We start from the raw sequence: 14,172 nt of genomic DNA, 5'->3' as shown, positions 1-14,172 counted from the left end.
CTTTTGATGAGAAAGGAAAACAGCAATGACAGCAATAAGATATGAACATATAAAAACATGTAAGCAAACAGGAGCGCGTCTTGGCCGTGTGCATACGCCACACGGAACTTTCGAGACGCCAACTTTTATGCCTGTTGGAACACTTGCAACTGTAAAAACAATGTCACCTGAAGAGTTAAAACAAATGGGAGCAGGTATCATTTTAAGCAACACATACCACCTTTGGCTTCGTCCTGGACATGAAATTGTCAAAAAAGCAGGTGGTCTTCATAAGTTCATGAATTGGGATCGTCCAATTTTGACAGATTCAGGTGGTTTCCAAGTGTTTAGTTTAAGTGAATTCCGCAAGATTCAAGAAGAAGGCGTTCATTTCCGTAATCATCTAAGTGGTGAAAAGCTTTTCTTATCACCAGAAGGTGCGATGGAGATTCAAAATGCTTTAGGTTCTGATATTATGATGGCTTTTGATGAATGCCCTCCATACCCGGCTTCATATGAATATATGAAGAAGTCTGTTGAACGTACAAGCCGTTGGGCTGAGCGTTGCCTTGAGGCCCATGCTAGACCAAATGATCAAGGGTTATTTGGAATTGTTCAAGGGGGAGAATATGAAGAACTTCGTAAACAAAGTGCGAAAGATTTGATTTCTCTTGATTTCCCGGGTTACGCTATAGGAGGTTTGTCTGTTGGTGAACCGAAAGATGTAATGAATCGCGTACTTGAATTTACAACACCTCTTCTTCCAACTGATAAACCTCGTTATTTAATGGGAGTAGGATCGCCTGATTCACTTGTAGACGGTGCTATTCGAGGCGTTGATATGTTTGACTGTGTTTTACCAACACGTATTGCCCGTAATGGAACTCTCATGACAAGCGAAGGTCGTCTTGTTGTACGTAACGCGAAGTTTGCTGAGGATTTCAGACCAATTGATGAAAATTGTGATTGCTATACATGCCAAAATTACTCAAGAGCATATATTCGTCACTTAATTCGTTCGAATGAAACATTTGGTCTTCGATTAACGTCTTACCATAATCTCTATTTTCTGCTAAAATTAATGGAACAAGTTCGTCAAGCAATCCGCGAAGACAGACTTGGAGATTTCCGAGACGAATTCTTTGAACAATATGGATTTAATAAACCAAACGCTAAAAACTTCTAGGGAACAGCAGGTTACTTCTATAATTAGAGATTGCCTGTTTAAGAATATACTTTCAAGGAGGAAACACCATGCAAATTCTAAATACCATTTGGCCCCTTTTATTGATGTTTGTTATCTTCTATTTCTTGCTGATTCGCCCTCAGCAAAAGCGCCAAAGAGCTGTACAAAACATGCAGTCTGAACTTAAAAAAGGCGATCGTATTGTAACAATCGGAGGCCTTCACGGTTCAATTGATGCAATTGATGAGAACAAAATTGTTGTGAAAAGCTTAGACGGTTCAAAACTAACATTTGATCGTCAAGCGATTCGTGAAGTAACACAAGTTAAACAAGAAGTAACAAATTCATAAAAAAGCGCAGCCATATGGCTGCGTTTTTTTTATGTTTTATTTGTAGCAATATTTACTCCAATGATGCCACCAAAGCAAGCTGCAACGAGAAAGCCTCCATGATAAAGAAGTTGAAGAAGAGAAAACTGTTCATCATAGCCTAAGAACTGAAGAAGAAAGACGAGGCATGAAAATAAAAGAGCAGTAGCGCCTCCTAAGAGCCAGCCTTTTTCTCCCCCTGATTTTCCGGAAATAAAACCGCCAATAAAAAAAGCGATAAACGACAGAGCGGTGATTACCCACTGAAGTGAATGTTCTGCAATCGTTGTAAATTTAAGGAGAAAAGCAAACACAATGCTTGTTAAAAAGGCAATCATAAAAATGGCAATAACTCCTTTTAAGATGGCTTGCGGTATTCCTGACCTCTCCATATAAAGCCCCCTTTAATAAAAGTGTTCTAGTACGAGCATATTCAGGTGAAAGGGAATTTAGAATTCATGTTTCAGCGGAAAAGGTACAAACTATAAAAAACAGTTGGAAAGGATCGAAAAGATGGAACTTCTTTTACTTGTTGGTCGAACTGTTCTTCTTTACTTAGTCATTGTGCTTATCTTCAGGCTAATGGGAAAGAGAGAAATTGGTGAACTTAGCATTCTAGATTTAGTGGTCTTTCTAATGATTGCAGAAATAGCTGTTATAGCAATTGAAGACACAGAATCTCCACTCCTTCACAACTTTCTTCCAATGGTAACATTAACAGTTCTTCAAATTGGATTTGCAGTCTGGGCTCTTAAAAATCAGCATATCCGGAGAATTCTAGATGGCAGAGCTTCTATTATTATTGAAAATGGTCAAATTAGGGAGAGAGAGATGAAAAAGCAGCGTTATAATTTTAACGATTTGCTTATTCAACTTCGTGAAAAAGATATTTCAAATATTGAAGATGTAGAATTTGCAATTCTAGAAACCTCAGGAAAGCTCTCCGTAATTAAGAAAGAACAAGGTGTGAAATCACTTACTCTTCCTTTAATATTAGATGGGATTATTCAATTTGATCATTTAGAACGATCAGGCAAAGACCTGCCATGGCTTCAAAAAGAGCTGGGGAAAAGAGGATATAGCAGTTTTGAAAAAATTTCGTACTGCAGTTTTAATCAAGGGAAGTTTTACATTGATGAAAAAGACATAGAAACACACTAAACATTTAGCGTTTAGTGTGTTTTTTTATGAACCGAAGCGGAGAAAATCGCTTTAGTTCTTCTTGGCTTACAAGCCTAAAGCCTTTCAGAAGAATAATATAGATAAAACTAAGCACAATGATGGAAAAGATTGTTCGTAATGAAAGTGAAACAGATGAGGGAATAGTTTCGTATATATAGTGCCCTGCAACCCCTGTTATCACCATTACAATAAAGCTTTTTATATAATCTCTTATATATACGACAAAAGAGATTGCCTTTATAACAGTTGCAAGATGAAGAAATGTAACAATAGTCATTCCCGCCATAATGCCTAATGCTGCTCCTTTGATTCCAAAATGAGGCTGTGTTGCAAGCGCAAAAATAAGGCTAAGCTTAGCAATCGCTCCAATAAGGCTGTTAATCATGGCGGCTTGAGCCAAATTTAAGGCTTGAAGCGTTGCTTGAAGAGGCCCTTGCAAGTAATAGAAAATAAACAAAGGGGCCATAATTTGAATAAAAAAGGCACCGTTTACTGTACCATACATAAGCAGCATAATCGGTTGGGCAAAAACGTATAAAACAACAACAGAAAGTCCACCAGTTAGAAAAGATAAGCGTAGTGCTTGATGAAGGCGGTATTGAATAAGCCTGTTTTTATTTTCTGCTGCTGCTTCACTAATAGCAGGAACAAGTGATGTTGAGAGCGAGTTTGTAATAAAGGATGGAAGCATAAGAACAGGAAGAGCAAAACCTGCTAACATCCCATATTGTTTTGTAGCAAGAGCTGTGGCGACTCCTGCAATGGCAAGTGAATGCGTAACAACAATGGGCTCTAGAAACCAAGAAAGGGAGCCAATCATTCTACCACCTGTTGTAGGAAGTGCAATTTTTAATAAATCATAAAGAGGCTCTTTTCCACCTTTTAGAGTATGAAAGAAACGCTTTCGCACCTTTACTCGCTTTTTCTTCTTAAATGTGTATACCATATAGAGAAGGGATGCAAGTTCTCCAAATACCGAAGAAAGCATAGCTCCTGCTGCTGCGTATTCTACTCCATATGGGGCGAAGAGAGTAATACAGAATGCTACAAGCGTAATGCGGACAACTTGCTCAATAATTTGTGAATAAGCAGCAGGTCGCATTTGCTGTCTTCCTTGAAAATAACCACGAATAACGGCTGAGACAGCAATAATAGGAATCACTGGGATAATGGCCATAAGTGGGTAATAGGTTCTTTCATCTGTTAAAAGGGTTTGAGCAATTGCTGGAGCAAAAAATAGCATAGCAGTTGTAAAAATAAGACTAATGCTAAGAGTGATGGAGAGCGAGACAACAAGTACTTTCTTGATTCGTGCTCTATCTCCCTTAATCTCTGCTTCTGCAACCAGTTTTGAAATCGCAACGGGTAGTCCAAGTTGTGTAATGGTGATGGCTAAGATAAATGTGGGCACTGCCATCATATATAAACCAACGCCTTCTTCACCGATGAGTCGAGCAATGACAATTCTGTTAACAAATCCTAATATTTTAGTTATAAAGCCTGCGATGATAAGGATTATTGTGCCTTGTAAAAATTTTGACATATATTCGCCTGCCTTCTCAAACGAATTAATATTGTATACAATAAAACATATGCAATATAATAGGCCAAGCATGACAAGTATGAGGAAATCTTTTTAGATATTAAAGATAAAGTAAAGGTAGGAGAATGCGAGCATGGGACAAGCTGTTAGTAGAACGTCGCGAAGATTAGTAGAACCTGCTATGAGAAGCAAGATGGAAGAATTTCGACTTTTCGGCTATGAAGAGGTAACAGAAGAAATTGTTTGGCAGTTTCTTCAGCAAAAGAAGTGGAAGAACCGAAAAATTGAAGAATTGAAGCTTTATGAACTTGTGAATGATATTCTTGCTGTAAAAATATCTGAAGTGATGAACTTTATGACAATTGAAGTATTCAAGAATGATCGGGCTAAAAAAGGACTTGAAGATATTTCAGACCTTTTGTAAATGAAGCTTGTTTGACACTTTGTAGTCTATCGAACATAATAGGAATGTTGAGTAAGTTTTGCTTTAAATACTCATTTTTTGTAATGTTTGGTACTGATTAGAAAATCATCATGTTTTTTTTACATAACGAAGGAGGATTTTAAACTCATGGTAAAGAGAGGTCGGATTGTCGCTTTCTTTCTTTTGGTTATTTTGTTGTTTAGTACCATGGGATCGACAGTCAATGGGATTGCCAACCGTATTAACTTAGGATTGGATCTGCAAGGTGGTTTTGAAGTTCTCTATGACGTCAAGCCGATTGATGGTCAGAAACTAACAAAAGACACCCTAGAAAGTGCGGCAGGTGCGCTTGAGGAGCGTGTTAATGCGCTTGGTGTTAACGAACCAAGTATTCAAATTGAAGGAGATCATCGCATTCGTGTTCAGCTTGCGGGCATAAAAGATCAAAATGAAGCACGTGATTTGCTTTCAACGCAGGCGAACTTAACGTTTCGAGATGTGAATGACAAAGTCCTTCTTAACGGCTCGGAAATTGAAGGTGCCAAGCAAGCATATACGCAAAACAATCAGCCTAACGTAGTGCTGACACTGAAGAATCCGAAGAAGTTTGGAGAAATTACGAAAGAGCTATCGCAAAAAGCTGGAACTGGTGAAAACCTGCTTGTGATTTGGCTTGATTATGAAAAAGGAAAAGATTCATATAAAGCTGAGAGCCAAAAACAAGATCCAAAATATTTATCAGCAGCAAGTGTAAACCAGAAGCTAAGCCAAAAAGAAGTAACAATTGAAGGCGGCTTTGATATTAAGGAAGCTCAAAATTTAGCGAAGCTTATCAATGCTGGAGCTCTTCCAGTTCAGCTTAAAGAAGTATATTCCACGTCCGTTGGAGCTCAGTTTGGTCAAACAGCTCTTGAAACAACGGTGTACGCTGGAATAATTGGTATTGGGCTTGTGTTCTTATTCATGCTAGCGTTTTATCGCTTCCCAGGATTTATCGCTTGTATTACATTAGCGATTTACGTTTTCCTTATTCTACTCGTATATGATTGGATGGGAGCTGTTTTAACACTGCCAGGAATCGCGGCGCTTGTTCTGAACGTTGGGATGGCCGTCGATGCGAACATTATTACGTATGAGCGGATTAAAGACGAAATTAAGCGTGGGCGTTCAATACCTTCCGCTTACAAAGCAGGTAACCGACGCTCGCTTGTCACCATTTTTGACGCAAACATTACGACTCTTTTAGCAGGAGCAGTTCTTTTCTATTTTGGAACAAGTTCTGTTCAAGGATTTGCAACAATGCTTATTGTCGGGATTTTAATTAGTTTTATTACTTGTGTATATGGTACACGTTTATTCCTAGGATTATGGGTGCACAGCCGCGCATTAAATAAAAAACCAAGAATTTTTGGTGTTAATCCAAAAGATATTGAAGATTTATCTGAGGATAAAGGAAAGAGTTTTCCAAAGACAAAGTTTGATAAAGTAGACTTTGTTAAACATAGTAAAAAGTTTTTCACGCTCTCTATTGTGATTACTATTGCTGGAATTATTCTGCTTTCAACAATGAAGTTGAATCTCGGAATTGATTTTGCAAGTGGTACACGTGTTGATATTAAAGCTGATTCTGCTTTAACACAGCAAGAAGTTACAAAAGAATTAGCTGAGATTAATATGGAAACAGAGGATATTACCCTTTCAGGTCAAAATAATGAACGTGCAACAGCACAGTTCAAAGGAGCTTTAAGTAAAGACGAAATTGCTAAAATTAAAGACCATTTTGATGAGAAATACGGAACAGAACCAAGCATCAGTACAGTTTCTCCGACAATTGGTCGAGAGCTTGCTAAAAATGCCCTTTACGCGGTCTTAATTGCATCACTTGGAATTATAATTTACGTATCCATTCGTTTCGAATGGAAGATGGCACTTGCCGCTGTCATTGCGTTGCTTCATGATGCATTTGTTATTATTACGCTCTTTAGCTTATTCCAGCTAGAGGTTGACGTAACATTCATTGCTGCCATTCTGACTATTATTGGGTATTCCATCAATGATACAATCGTATCGTTTGACAGAATCCGAGAAAATATGGGGATTTTCAAACCGAAAACAAGTAAAGAGCTTGCAAATATCGTGAACTTAAGTTTACGAGAAACATTTACTCGTTCTATTAACACAATCGTAACGGTTGTTATTACTGTCATCGCTCTTCTTATTTTTGGAAGTGAATCCATCCAAAACTTCTCGATCGCTCTTCTAATTGGTTTAATAATTGGAGCTTATTCTTCACTATTTATTGCTTCTCAGCTGTGGTTAGCGTGGAAGAAAAAAGAAATGAAAAAAGGTCCAAAAAAGAGTATAGAAAAAGAAGACACTCTTTAATAGAAAAAGAGCTAAGGAATTTTCCTTAGCTCTTTTTTTGCTTTCGAAGTCGTTCATTGCCGGACTCTCTTTCCTCTAGTATAATGTATGAGGTTAAGGGGTGAAAAGGAAATGTTACATTCAAAAAAGCGATGGAGAGTACAGGAAACAGATGTTGCAAAGGCAGAGGAGTTAGCAAGTCAGCTCTCTGTTTCACCACTTGTTGCCTCTCTTTTGATAAATAGAGATATTACAACAGTAGACGAAGCAAGACACTTTTTATATTTAACAGATGAAAATATGCATGATCCATATCTTTTAAAAGATATGGACATTGTTGTTGAACGCATTCAGCGCGCTATTCGGGATGAAGAGAAAATTATGATTTATGGAGATTACGATGCGGACGGAGTAAGTAGTACCTCTGTTATGTTAACAGCGCTTAGAACGCTTGGAGCTCACGTTGATTTTTATATTCCAAATCGTTTTACAGAAGGATATGGCCCAAATGAAGGAGCTTTTCGGCATATTGGTGAGCAAGGATATACGCTCGTTATCACGGTTGATACAGGAATCTCAGGTGTAAACGAAGCAGACGTTGCCGAAGAGTGCGGTTTTGATCTTATTATTACAGATCATCATGAACCAGGCCCAGAGCTTCCAAAAGCTTTTGCTATTATTCACCCAAAACTTTCTGAACGGTATCCTTTTAAAGAGCTAGCGGGAGTAGGAGTTGCCTTGAAAATTGGTCAAGCTCTTTTAGGGGAAATAAGCCCTGCCCTTGTAGAGCTTGCAGCAATTGGAACTGTAGCAGATTTAGTTCCTTTGCAAGATGAAAATCGCTACATCGTTCAAAAGGGGCTTCACTATCTAAGGCATACAAATCGCCCAGGAATGAAAGCTCTTTTGAACGTTTGTGGGGTGAACCAGAAGGAAATTACAGAAGAAACGATTGGATTTGCCATTGGTCCTCGTATTAATGCTATTGGACGTCTAGACCAAGCGGATCCAGCTGTGCACCTTTTAATGACGACAGATCAAGAAGAAGCAGAAAGCCTTGCAGAAGAAATTGATCAATGCAATCAAGAACGGAGAAATATCGTAAAAGAGATTACAGATCAAGCGATTGAAATGGTGAAAACACAGTTTCCTCCAGAGGAGAATACAGTTCTTGTACTTGCAAAAGAAGGATGGAACCCTGGTGTTATTGGTATTGTTGCTTCAAGGCTTGTAAATGAGTTTTATCGCCCAACAATTGTGCTTGGTATAGATGAAGAGGGGAAAATTGCTAAAGGCTCTGCAAGAAGCATCGAAGGGTTCGATCTTTTTGCTAACTTATCAAAGTGCCGTGATATTTTACCGCATTTTGGAGGACATCCGATGGCAGCTGGAATGACCTTAGCATTAGAGAATGTCCCCCTTTTACGCGAAAAGATGAACAAATTCGGTCACGAGCTCCTCAGCAAAGAAGACTTTATTCCAGCAGTAAATATTGATGTGAATGCTTCCCTTGACGAAATTACAACAGATTCTATTGAGGAATTAAATAAGCTTGCCCCTTTTGGTGTTAGCAATCCAAAACCAAAAGTTCTTATTAAGGATGTCCCGATTTCCTCAATGCGCAAAATTGGAGCGGATAAAACTCATCTGAAAGTTGTTGTAGGAGATTCAGATTGCTCGCTTGACGGAGTTGGATTTGGCCTTGGATATCTTCATGATAGAATATCGCCGCTTGCTCATGTTTCTCTAGTAGGAGAGCTTACCATCAACGAATGGAACAATCGTCGCAAGCCACAAATCATGCTTGAAGACGCTTCAGTGGAAGAATGGCAGCTTTTTGATGTAAGAGGAGTTCGGAAAGTGTCAACATTTTTAGCCGACTATATTACAAGTGATATGCTTCTTGTTGCATTTAACGAAAAGACGGTTCAAAAAGAAGAGTTTTCTTCATATATTAATCAAGTGAGACTTATCAACTCGGAAAAGTCTACCAACGAGCTACAAGGTTATGAAGGAGACATTGTTTTATTGGATGTTCCTCCTTCATTAGCGACTTTAAAAACATTAATGAGCGGATGTAAACCAGCTCGAGTGTATATGCTATTTTTAACAGAGGAAGATCATTTCTTAAATACAGTCCCAACCCGAGACCATTTTAAATGGTATTACGGCTTCCTTTTGAAAAAAGGACCGTTTGATCTTAAACGATATAAACAAGATCTTGCCCTTCATAAAGGATGGACAAAGGAAACGATTGACTTTATGTCACAGGTGTTTTTTGAGCTGGAATTTGCTACAATAGAAAATGGTGTGATTTCTTTAGTGCAACATACACCAAAACGTGATTTAATAGAGTCTGTCACTTATAAGACAAAACAAGAACAACTAAAAGTGGAAAAAGAGTTAATTTACCGTTCCTACGGTGAATTGAAGGAGCTTTTTGAGCATTTTAGAAAAAGCTCTGTGATCAATGAGGAGGAAATAAGCTAATGGATTTCAAAAAATATATTACCATTGTCCCTGATTACCCAAAGAAAGGTATTCAGTTTAAGGATATTACAACACTTATGGACAATGGCGACGTGTATCGTGCAGCAACAGACGAGATCGTCAAATATGCAAAAGAGAAAGAAATTGATGTGATCGTGGGGCCTGAAGCTCGCGGTTTTATCATTGGATGCCCTGTGTCATATGCAATGGGCAAAGGATTTGTTCCTGTTCGTAAAGAAGGAAAACTTCCTCGTGAAGTTGTTAAAGTTGATTATGGCTTAGAATACGGAAATGACGTTTTAACAATGCATAAAGATGCTATTAAGCCTGGACAGCGTGTCCTAATTACAGATGACCTTTTAGCAACAGGAGGTACAATCGAGGCAACAATCAAACTTATTGAGCAACTAGGTGGGGTTGTAGCAGGGATTGCTTTCTTAATTGAGTTAACGTACCTAGATGGCCGTAAGAAGTTAGACGGTTATGATGTATTCACTTTAATGCAATATTCTGGTGAATAAATAAGAAAAGAGTGCCCCTTGGTGCTCTTTTTTTCTTTAATGACTTTACATCTTTGAAAATTTTGATGATAATAGTTACAATATTAATCAAATTGTCAGTTTAGGTAGAAATGTGGCGCTCAAAAAGAGAGAAGGCGTAAAACATCTTCTAACCGTTGTCAAAAGTTTAAAATAAAAAGGTGATTGCATGGCAAATGAACAAGTGCTAACAGCGGAACAAGTCATTGACAATGCAGCAAAATATTTAGTAGGTGAAGACTTACTATTTGTTGAAAAAGCATACCAATTTGCAAAAGAGGCTCATCAGCATCAGTATCGAAAATCAGGTGAGCCTTATATTATTCATCCGATCCAAGTAGCGGGTATTCTCGTCGATTTAGACATGGATCCGTCAACAGTAGCGGCTGGCTTTTTACATGATGTTGTAGAAGATACAGAAGTTACTCTTGAAGAAATTGAAAAAGCTTTTACAGCAGAAGTTGCAATGCTTGTTGATGGCGTAACAAAGCTTGGGAAAATTAAATATAAATCGAAAGAAGAACAGCAAGCAGAGAATCATCGCAAAATGTTTGTAGCAATGGCGCAGGATATCCGCGTCATTTTAATTAAGCTTGCAGACCGTCTTCATAATATGAGAACGTTGAAGCACCTTCCACAAGAAAAACAGCGCCGCATTTCTAATGAAACGCTGGAGATTTTTGCACCGCTTGCTCATCGATTAGGGATTTCAAAAATCAAATGGGAGTTAGAAGATACGTCTCTTCGCTACCTAAATCCGCAACAGTACTATCGTATTGTAAACTTGATGAAAAAGAAACGTGCAGAACGTGAAGAATATTTAGAAGAAGTTATTGGTGAAGTTCGCGGACAAGTTGAAGATGTGAAGATTAAAGCTGAAATTTCTGGGCGTCCAAAGCATATTTACTCAATTTACCGAAAAATGGCGCTTCAAAATAAACAGTTTAATGAAATATATGATCTATTGGCTGTCCGCATTATCGTTAACAGCATCAAAGACTGTTATGCTGTGTTAGGTATTATTCATACATGTTATAAACCAATGCCAGGACGGTTTAAAGATTATATTGCCATGCCGAAACCAAATATGTATCAGTCTTTGCATACAACTGTTATTGGACCAAAAGGTGATCCACTAGAGGTGCAAATTCGTACGAGTGAAATGCATAATATTGCTGAGTACGGGATTGCTGCACACTGGGCATACAAGGAAGGTAAATCAGTTGGTGAAGGCTCTTCGTTTGAAGAGAAATTAACATGGTTTAGAGAAATCTTAGAGTTTCAAAATGAATCAACAAATGCAGAAGAATTCATGGAATCTCTAAAGCTGGACCTTTTTGCTGATATGGTATATATTTTCACACCAAAAGGAGACGTCATTGAGCTTCCTTCAGGGTCTGTTCCAATTGACTTTTCTTATCGAATTCACTCAGAGATTGGGAACAAAACGATTGGTGCTAAAGTAAATGGTAAGATGGTGACGCTTGATTATCAGCTGAAAACAGGCGATATTATCGAGATTTTAACATCTAAGCATTCTTATGGGCCAAGCCAAGACTGGCTTAAGCTTGCTAAAACAACACAAGCTAAAAATAAAATTCGCCAGTTTTTCAAGAAGCAGCAGCGTGAAGAAAATATTGAAAAAGGCCGCGAGCTTGTTGAAAAAGAAATTCGTCAAATGGAATTTGACTTGAAAGAAGTGCTAACAGCTGAGAACTTAAAGCGCGTTACAGAAAAATTCAATTTTTCAAATGAAGAAGATATGTACGCAGCTGTTGGATATAATGGAATTACGGCTTTACAAGTTGCTAATCGACTCACGGACAAATGGCGTAAACAACGTGATTTAGAGCAGCAAGAAGCAGCTTTGAAAGAAACCGTTGAAGAAGTGAACAGAACGAGCAAAGTTCAAAAGAAGAAAAGACGCGATTCGGGTGTACGGGTAAAAGGCGTCGACAATTTGCTTGTCCGGATTTCAAAGTGCTGTAATCCTGTTCCAGGGGATGAGATTGTTGGGTTTATTACAAAAGGCCGAGGTGTCTCTGTACACCGTGACGACTGTCCGAACGTGCACGTAGAAGAAGCACAAGAGCGACTCATTCCTGTTGAATGGGAATCAGATATCAAAGAAGGCCGCGAATTTAATGTTGAGATTGAAATTTCAGGTTATGATCGCGCAGGCTTATTAAATGAAGTACTTCAAACTGTAAATGATAGCAAAACAAATATTTCCGCCGTTTCTGGCAAGTCTGATCGTAATAAGATGGCAAGTATTCATATGTCACTGGCGATTACAAACATTAGTCATCTTCATAAAGTAGTTGAAAAAATTAAGCATATTCCAGACATCTACTCTGTTCGTCGGATTATGCATTAAACAAGGAGTTTCGGGATGAAAGTAGTATTACAGCGAGCAAAAGATGCTAAAGTAACAGTAGAAGGTACGACAGTTGGAGCAATAAGTAAAGGACTTGTTCTTTTAGTTGGTGTTACACATGAAGATACAGAAGAAGACGTAAAGTACTTAGCTGAAAAAATTCCTAACCTTCGTATTTTTGAAGATGAAAGTGAAAAAATGAATTTATCGCTTTTAGATGTTGAAGGAGCTATTTTATCTGTTTCGCAGTTCACACTTTACGGCGATTGTCGAAAAGGTCGCCGTCCAAACTTTATGGGAGCGGCTAAACCAGACAAAGCCGAACTTCTTTATGAAAAGTTTAATGGAGCACTTAGAGAAAAAGAAATCATTGTAGAAACGGGAACGTTTGGAGCAATGATGGACGTTTCATTTACAAATGATGGACCTGTAACACTTATTTTAGAAAGTAAAGACAAATAGGAAAAATCCTATTTGTCTTTTTTAATGAAAATAAGCTGCTAGTCCTTCTGAAATAGAGGAGGCCATTTTTCTTTGAAAATCAGAGGAAGTAATCGTTTCTTCTTCTTTCCCATTACTCAAAAAGCCTAGTTCAAGCAGAATGGAAGGATGCTCATTTTCTCGAAGTACAAAGTAATCACCAAAGCGTGTCTTTCCATCTTTTAATGGGGAATTTTTTACAATCCCTTTATGGATTGTATGAGCTGCACTTGGACTTTCATAATAGTACGTAATAAGCCCGTTAATAGAAGGATTCTTATGGCTATTGTAGTGTAGACTAACAAATAAGTCTGCTTCATTTCGATTAGCTAAAGCAACGCGTTCTTTTAAAGATACTGTTTTGTCACTTGTTCTAGTTAGAATAACATGAGCCCCATGAGTTTCAAGTGTCTGTTTTAAAAGAAGAGCTGTGTTGAGATTAAGCGTTTTTTCATATGTCCCAAATTTCCCCGTTGTTCCTCTGTCATCTCCACCATGACCAGGATCGATAATAATGGTTTTACCTGAAAGAGAGTCATACGGAATAGCAGGTGATGTTGATGCTTGAGCTTTCCCGTCAAGAAGAGGTGTCATTTCTTTTAAATAAACATTTGATACCCATCCTTTCTTTCCATTCAAAAGTTGAACGTACGACCAGCTTATATCACGTTTAATAAGTGATAAGATATCTCCATTGTGAACAACAGTTACAATGGAATGATCTGTGCTTGGTCCACTTCGAACGTTAAGTGTACTTGCATTAACCGTTAAAAATTCACTTTGTGCCTCAATTGGCTTTTCAACGTTTAGCGTCAAGGAGCAAACACCAAGAATAAGAGCTAAAAGAAACAGTCGTCTTAATTTACTCAATCAAACACGCCTCCATTTTTTAAACTCCACATCATATTCTTTTCATTTGTATAAATTCCTGTTAAAAAAGGGAAAATAGAAAGAGTATTTATTCGACATAGAAAAGAGGGGTTTGATGAAATTTAGCGAACATGGAGAGCGGAAGTTTGGATATCATCAGTCATTACACGATATTAATTATCATGAGAAATCACTTGAAAATAACCCACTTTACGTAGGAATGGAGTTTGGAGTCACATCACGAGAAATTCAGAAGTTAAAAAGCCATTTAGAGCGCTCATAAAATTGAAAGGTTCTTGACAATCTTCCTGTTCCTTCGTAATATAGAAGACAATTGCTAGTTTACGAAAAAACAATATTATATATTGCC

At 37.9% G+C, this 14,172-nt stretch carries 13 protein-coding genes and 1 other annotated feature (1 of these 14 running past the window's edge); of the genes, 10 read left to right on the top strand and 3 right to left on the bottom strand.

Annotation, left to right across the window (positions count from 1 at the left end; all coding sequences use genetic code 11):
- Nucleotides 1-25 precede the first annotated feature (25 nt).
- Both tgt and yajC read left to right on the top strand, forming a co-directional pair.
- Nucleotides 26-1,165 (top strand): tRNA guanosine(34) transglycosylase Tgt, encoded by a 1,140-nt coding sequence (tgt, locus tag ACK3CR_RS22735; protein WP_040056842.1) that lies wholly within the window; start codon nucleotides 26-28, stop codon nucleotides 1,163-1,165.
- 68 nt (nucleotides 1,166-1,233) lie between these two features.
- A complete protein-coding gene (gene yajC / locus ACK3CR_RS22730; RefSeq protein WP_243517457.1) occupies nucleotides 1,234-1,515 on the top strand; it encodes a preprotein translocase subunit YajC in 282 nt (93 codons plus the stop codon).
- Between the two features lie 29 nt (nucleotides 1,516-1,544).
- On the opposite strand, the gene ACK3CR_RS22725 is transcribed toward yajC, so the two are convergent.
- Nucleotides 1,545-1,925: a TIGR04086 family membrane protein gene (locus tag ACK3CR_RS22725; RefSeq protein WP_328122460.1), complete on the bottom strand. Its 381-nt coding sequence runs from the start codon at nucleotides 1,923-1,925 to the stop codon at nucleotides 1,545-1,547.
- 121 nt (nucleotides 1,926-2,046) lie between these two features.
- Here ACK3CR_RS22725 and ACK3CR_RS22720 point away from each other — a divergent pair, with 121 nt between their 5' ends.
- Entirely contained in the window at nucleotides 2,047-2,694 is a 648-nt protein-coding gene (locus ACK3CR_RS22720) for a DUF421 domain-containing protein (protein WP_410913983.1), read from the top strand.
- 4 nt (nucleotides 2,695-2,698) lie between these two features.
- On the opposite strand, the gene spoVB is transcribed toward ACK3CR_RS22720, so the two are convergent.
- A complete protein-coding gene (gene spoVB / locus ACK3CR_RS22715) occupies nucleotides 2,699-4,258 on the bottom strand; it encodes a stage V sporulation protein B (protein WP_410913981.1) in 1,560 nt (519 codons plus the stop codon).
- A gap of 133 nt (nucleotides 4,259-4,391) precedes the next feature.
- On the opposite strand from spoVB, the gene ACK3CR_RS22710 reads away from it, so the two are divergent.
- From ACK3CR_RS22710 to dtd, 6 genes are all read left to right on the top strand, one after another.
- Entirely contained in the window at nucleotides 4,392-4,682 is a 291-nt protein-coding gene (locus tag ACK3CR_RS22710) for a post-transcriptional regulator (protein WP_328122457.1), read from the top strand.
- Nucleotides 4,683-4,829: 147 nt separating this feature from the next.
- Nucleotides 4,830-7,067 carry a protein translocase subunit SecDF gene (gene secDF / locus ACK3CR_RS22705; protein WP_243517463.1) on the top strand — a complete coding sequence of 746 codons (2,238 nt, stop codon included), beginning with the start codon at nucleotides 4,830-4,832 and terminating at the stop codon, nucleotides 7,065-7,067.
- Nucleotides 7,068-7,178: 111 nt separating this feature from the next.
- Nucleotides 7,179-9,536 (top strand): single-stranded-DNA-specific exonuclease RecJ, encoded by a 2,358-nt coding sequence (gene recJ, locus ACK3CR_RS22700; protein ID WP_488976130.1) that lies wholly within the window; start codon nucleotides 7,179-7,181, stop codon nucleotides 9,534-9,536.
- Nucleotides 9,536-10,057, top strand: coding sequence for an adenine phosphoribosyltransferase (locus ACK3CR_RS22695; protein ID WP_019391363.1), 522 nt, complete (start codon nucleotides 9,536-9,538; stop codon nucleotides 10,055-10,057). Before recJ ends, ACK3CR_RS22695 begins: the two co-directional genes overlap by 1 nt.
- Before the next feature lie 187 nt (nucleotides 10,058-10,244).
- Nucleotides 10,245-12,452: a RelA/SpoT family protein gene (locus ACK3CR_RS22690; RefSeq protein ID WP_243517468.1), complete on the top strand. Its 2,208-nt coding sequence runs from the start codon at nucleotides 10,245-10,247 to the stop codon at nucleotides 12,450-12,452.
- Nucleotides 12,453-12,467: 15 nt separating this feature from the next.
- Nucleotides 12,468-12,914, top strand: coding sequence for a D-aminoacyl-tRNA deacylase (gene dtd, locus ACK3CR_RS22685; RefSeq protein ID WP_243517472.1), 447 nt, complete (start codon nucleotides 12,468-12,470; stop codon nucleotides 12,912-12,914).
- A 21-nt stretch (nucleotides 12,915-12,935) separates the two neighbouring features.
- Here dtd and ACK3CR_RS22680 read toward each other — a convergent pair whose 3' ends face one another.
- Nucleotides 12,936-13,802, bottom strand: coding sequence for an N-acetylmuramoyl-L-alanine amidase family protein (locus ACK3CR_RS22680; protein ID WP_243517474.1), 867 nt, complete (start codon nucleotides 13,800-13,802; stop codon nucleotides 12,936-12,938).
- Between the two features lie 115 nt (nucleotides 13,803-13,917).
- Between ACK3CR_RS22680 and ACK3CR_RS22675 the strand changes: the two genes are divergently transcribed.
- Nucleotides 13,918-14,085, top strand: a complete 168-nt coding sequence (locus ACK3CR_RS22675) for a hypothetical protein (RefSeq protein WP_019391367.1) — start codon at nucleotides 13,918-13,920, stop codon at nucleotides 14,083-14,085.
- A 79-nt stretch (nucleotides 14,086-14,164) separates the two neighbouring features.
- Nucleotides 14,165-14,172: a binding site (T-box leader), on the top strand (it continues 225 nt past the right edge of the window).

The organism is Priestia sp. TRM10 (assembly GCF_057808375.1).
The sequence above is the reverse complement of the archived record's forward strand: the minus strand, read 5'-3'. Positions and strand labels throughout refer to the sequence as shown.

Coding starts and splice junctions, on each gene's coding strand:
- tgt (WP_040056842.1), top strand. CDS start 26: ATGACAGCAATAAGATATGAACATATAAAAACATGTAAGCAAACAGGA.
- yajC (WP_243517457.1), top strand. CDS start 1,234: ATGCAAATTCTAAATACCATTTGGCCCCTTTTATTGATGTTTGTTATC.
- ACK3CR_RS22725 (WP_328122460.1), bottom strand. CDS start 1,925: ATGGAGAGGTCAGGAATACCGCAAGCCATCTTAAAAGGAGTTATTGCC.
- ACK3CR_RS22720 (WP_410913983.1), top strand. CDS start 2,047: ATGGAACTTCTTTTACTTGTTGGTCGAACTGTTCTTCTTTACTTAGTC.
- spoVB (WP_410913981.1), bottom strand. CDS start 4,258: ATGTCAAAATTTTTACAAGGCACAATAATCCTTATCATCGCAGGCTTT.
- ACK3CR_RS22710 (WP_328122457.1), top strand. CDS start 4,392: ATGGGACAAGCTGTTAGTAGAACGTCGCGAAGATTAGTAGAACCTGCT.
- secDF (WP_243517463.1), top strand. CDS start 4,830: ATGGTAAAGAGAGGTCGGATTGTCGCTTTCTTTCTTTTGGTTATTTTG.
- recJ (WP_488976130.1), top strand. CDS start 7,179: ATGTTACATTCAAAAAAGCGATGGAGAGTACAGGAAACAGATGTTGCA.
- ACK3CR_RS22695 (WP_019391363.1), top strand. CDS start 9,536: ATGGATTTCAAAAAATATATTACCATTGTCCCTGATTACCCAAAGAAA.
- ACK3CR_RS22690 (WP_243517468.1), top strand. CDS start 10,245: ATGGCAAATGAACAAGTGCTAACAGCGGAACAAGTCATTGACAATGCA.
- dtd (WP_243517472.1), top strand. CDS start 12,468: ATGAAAGTAGTATTACAGCGAGCAAAAGATGCTAAAGTAACAGTAGAA.
- ACK3CR_RS22675 (WP_019391367.1), top strand. CDS start 13,918: ATGAAATTTAGCGAACATGGAGAGCGGAAGTTTGGATATCATCAGTCA.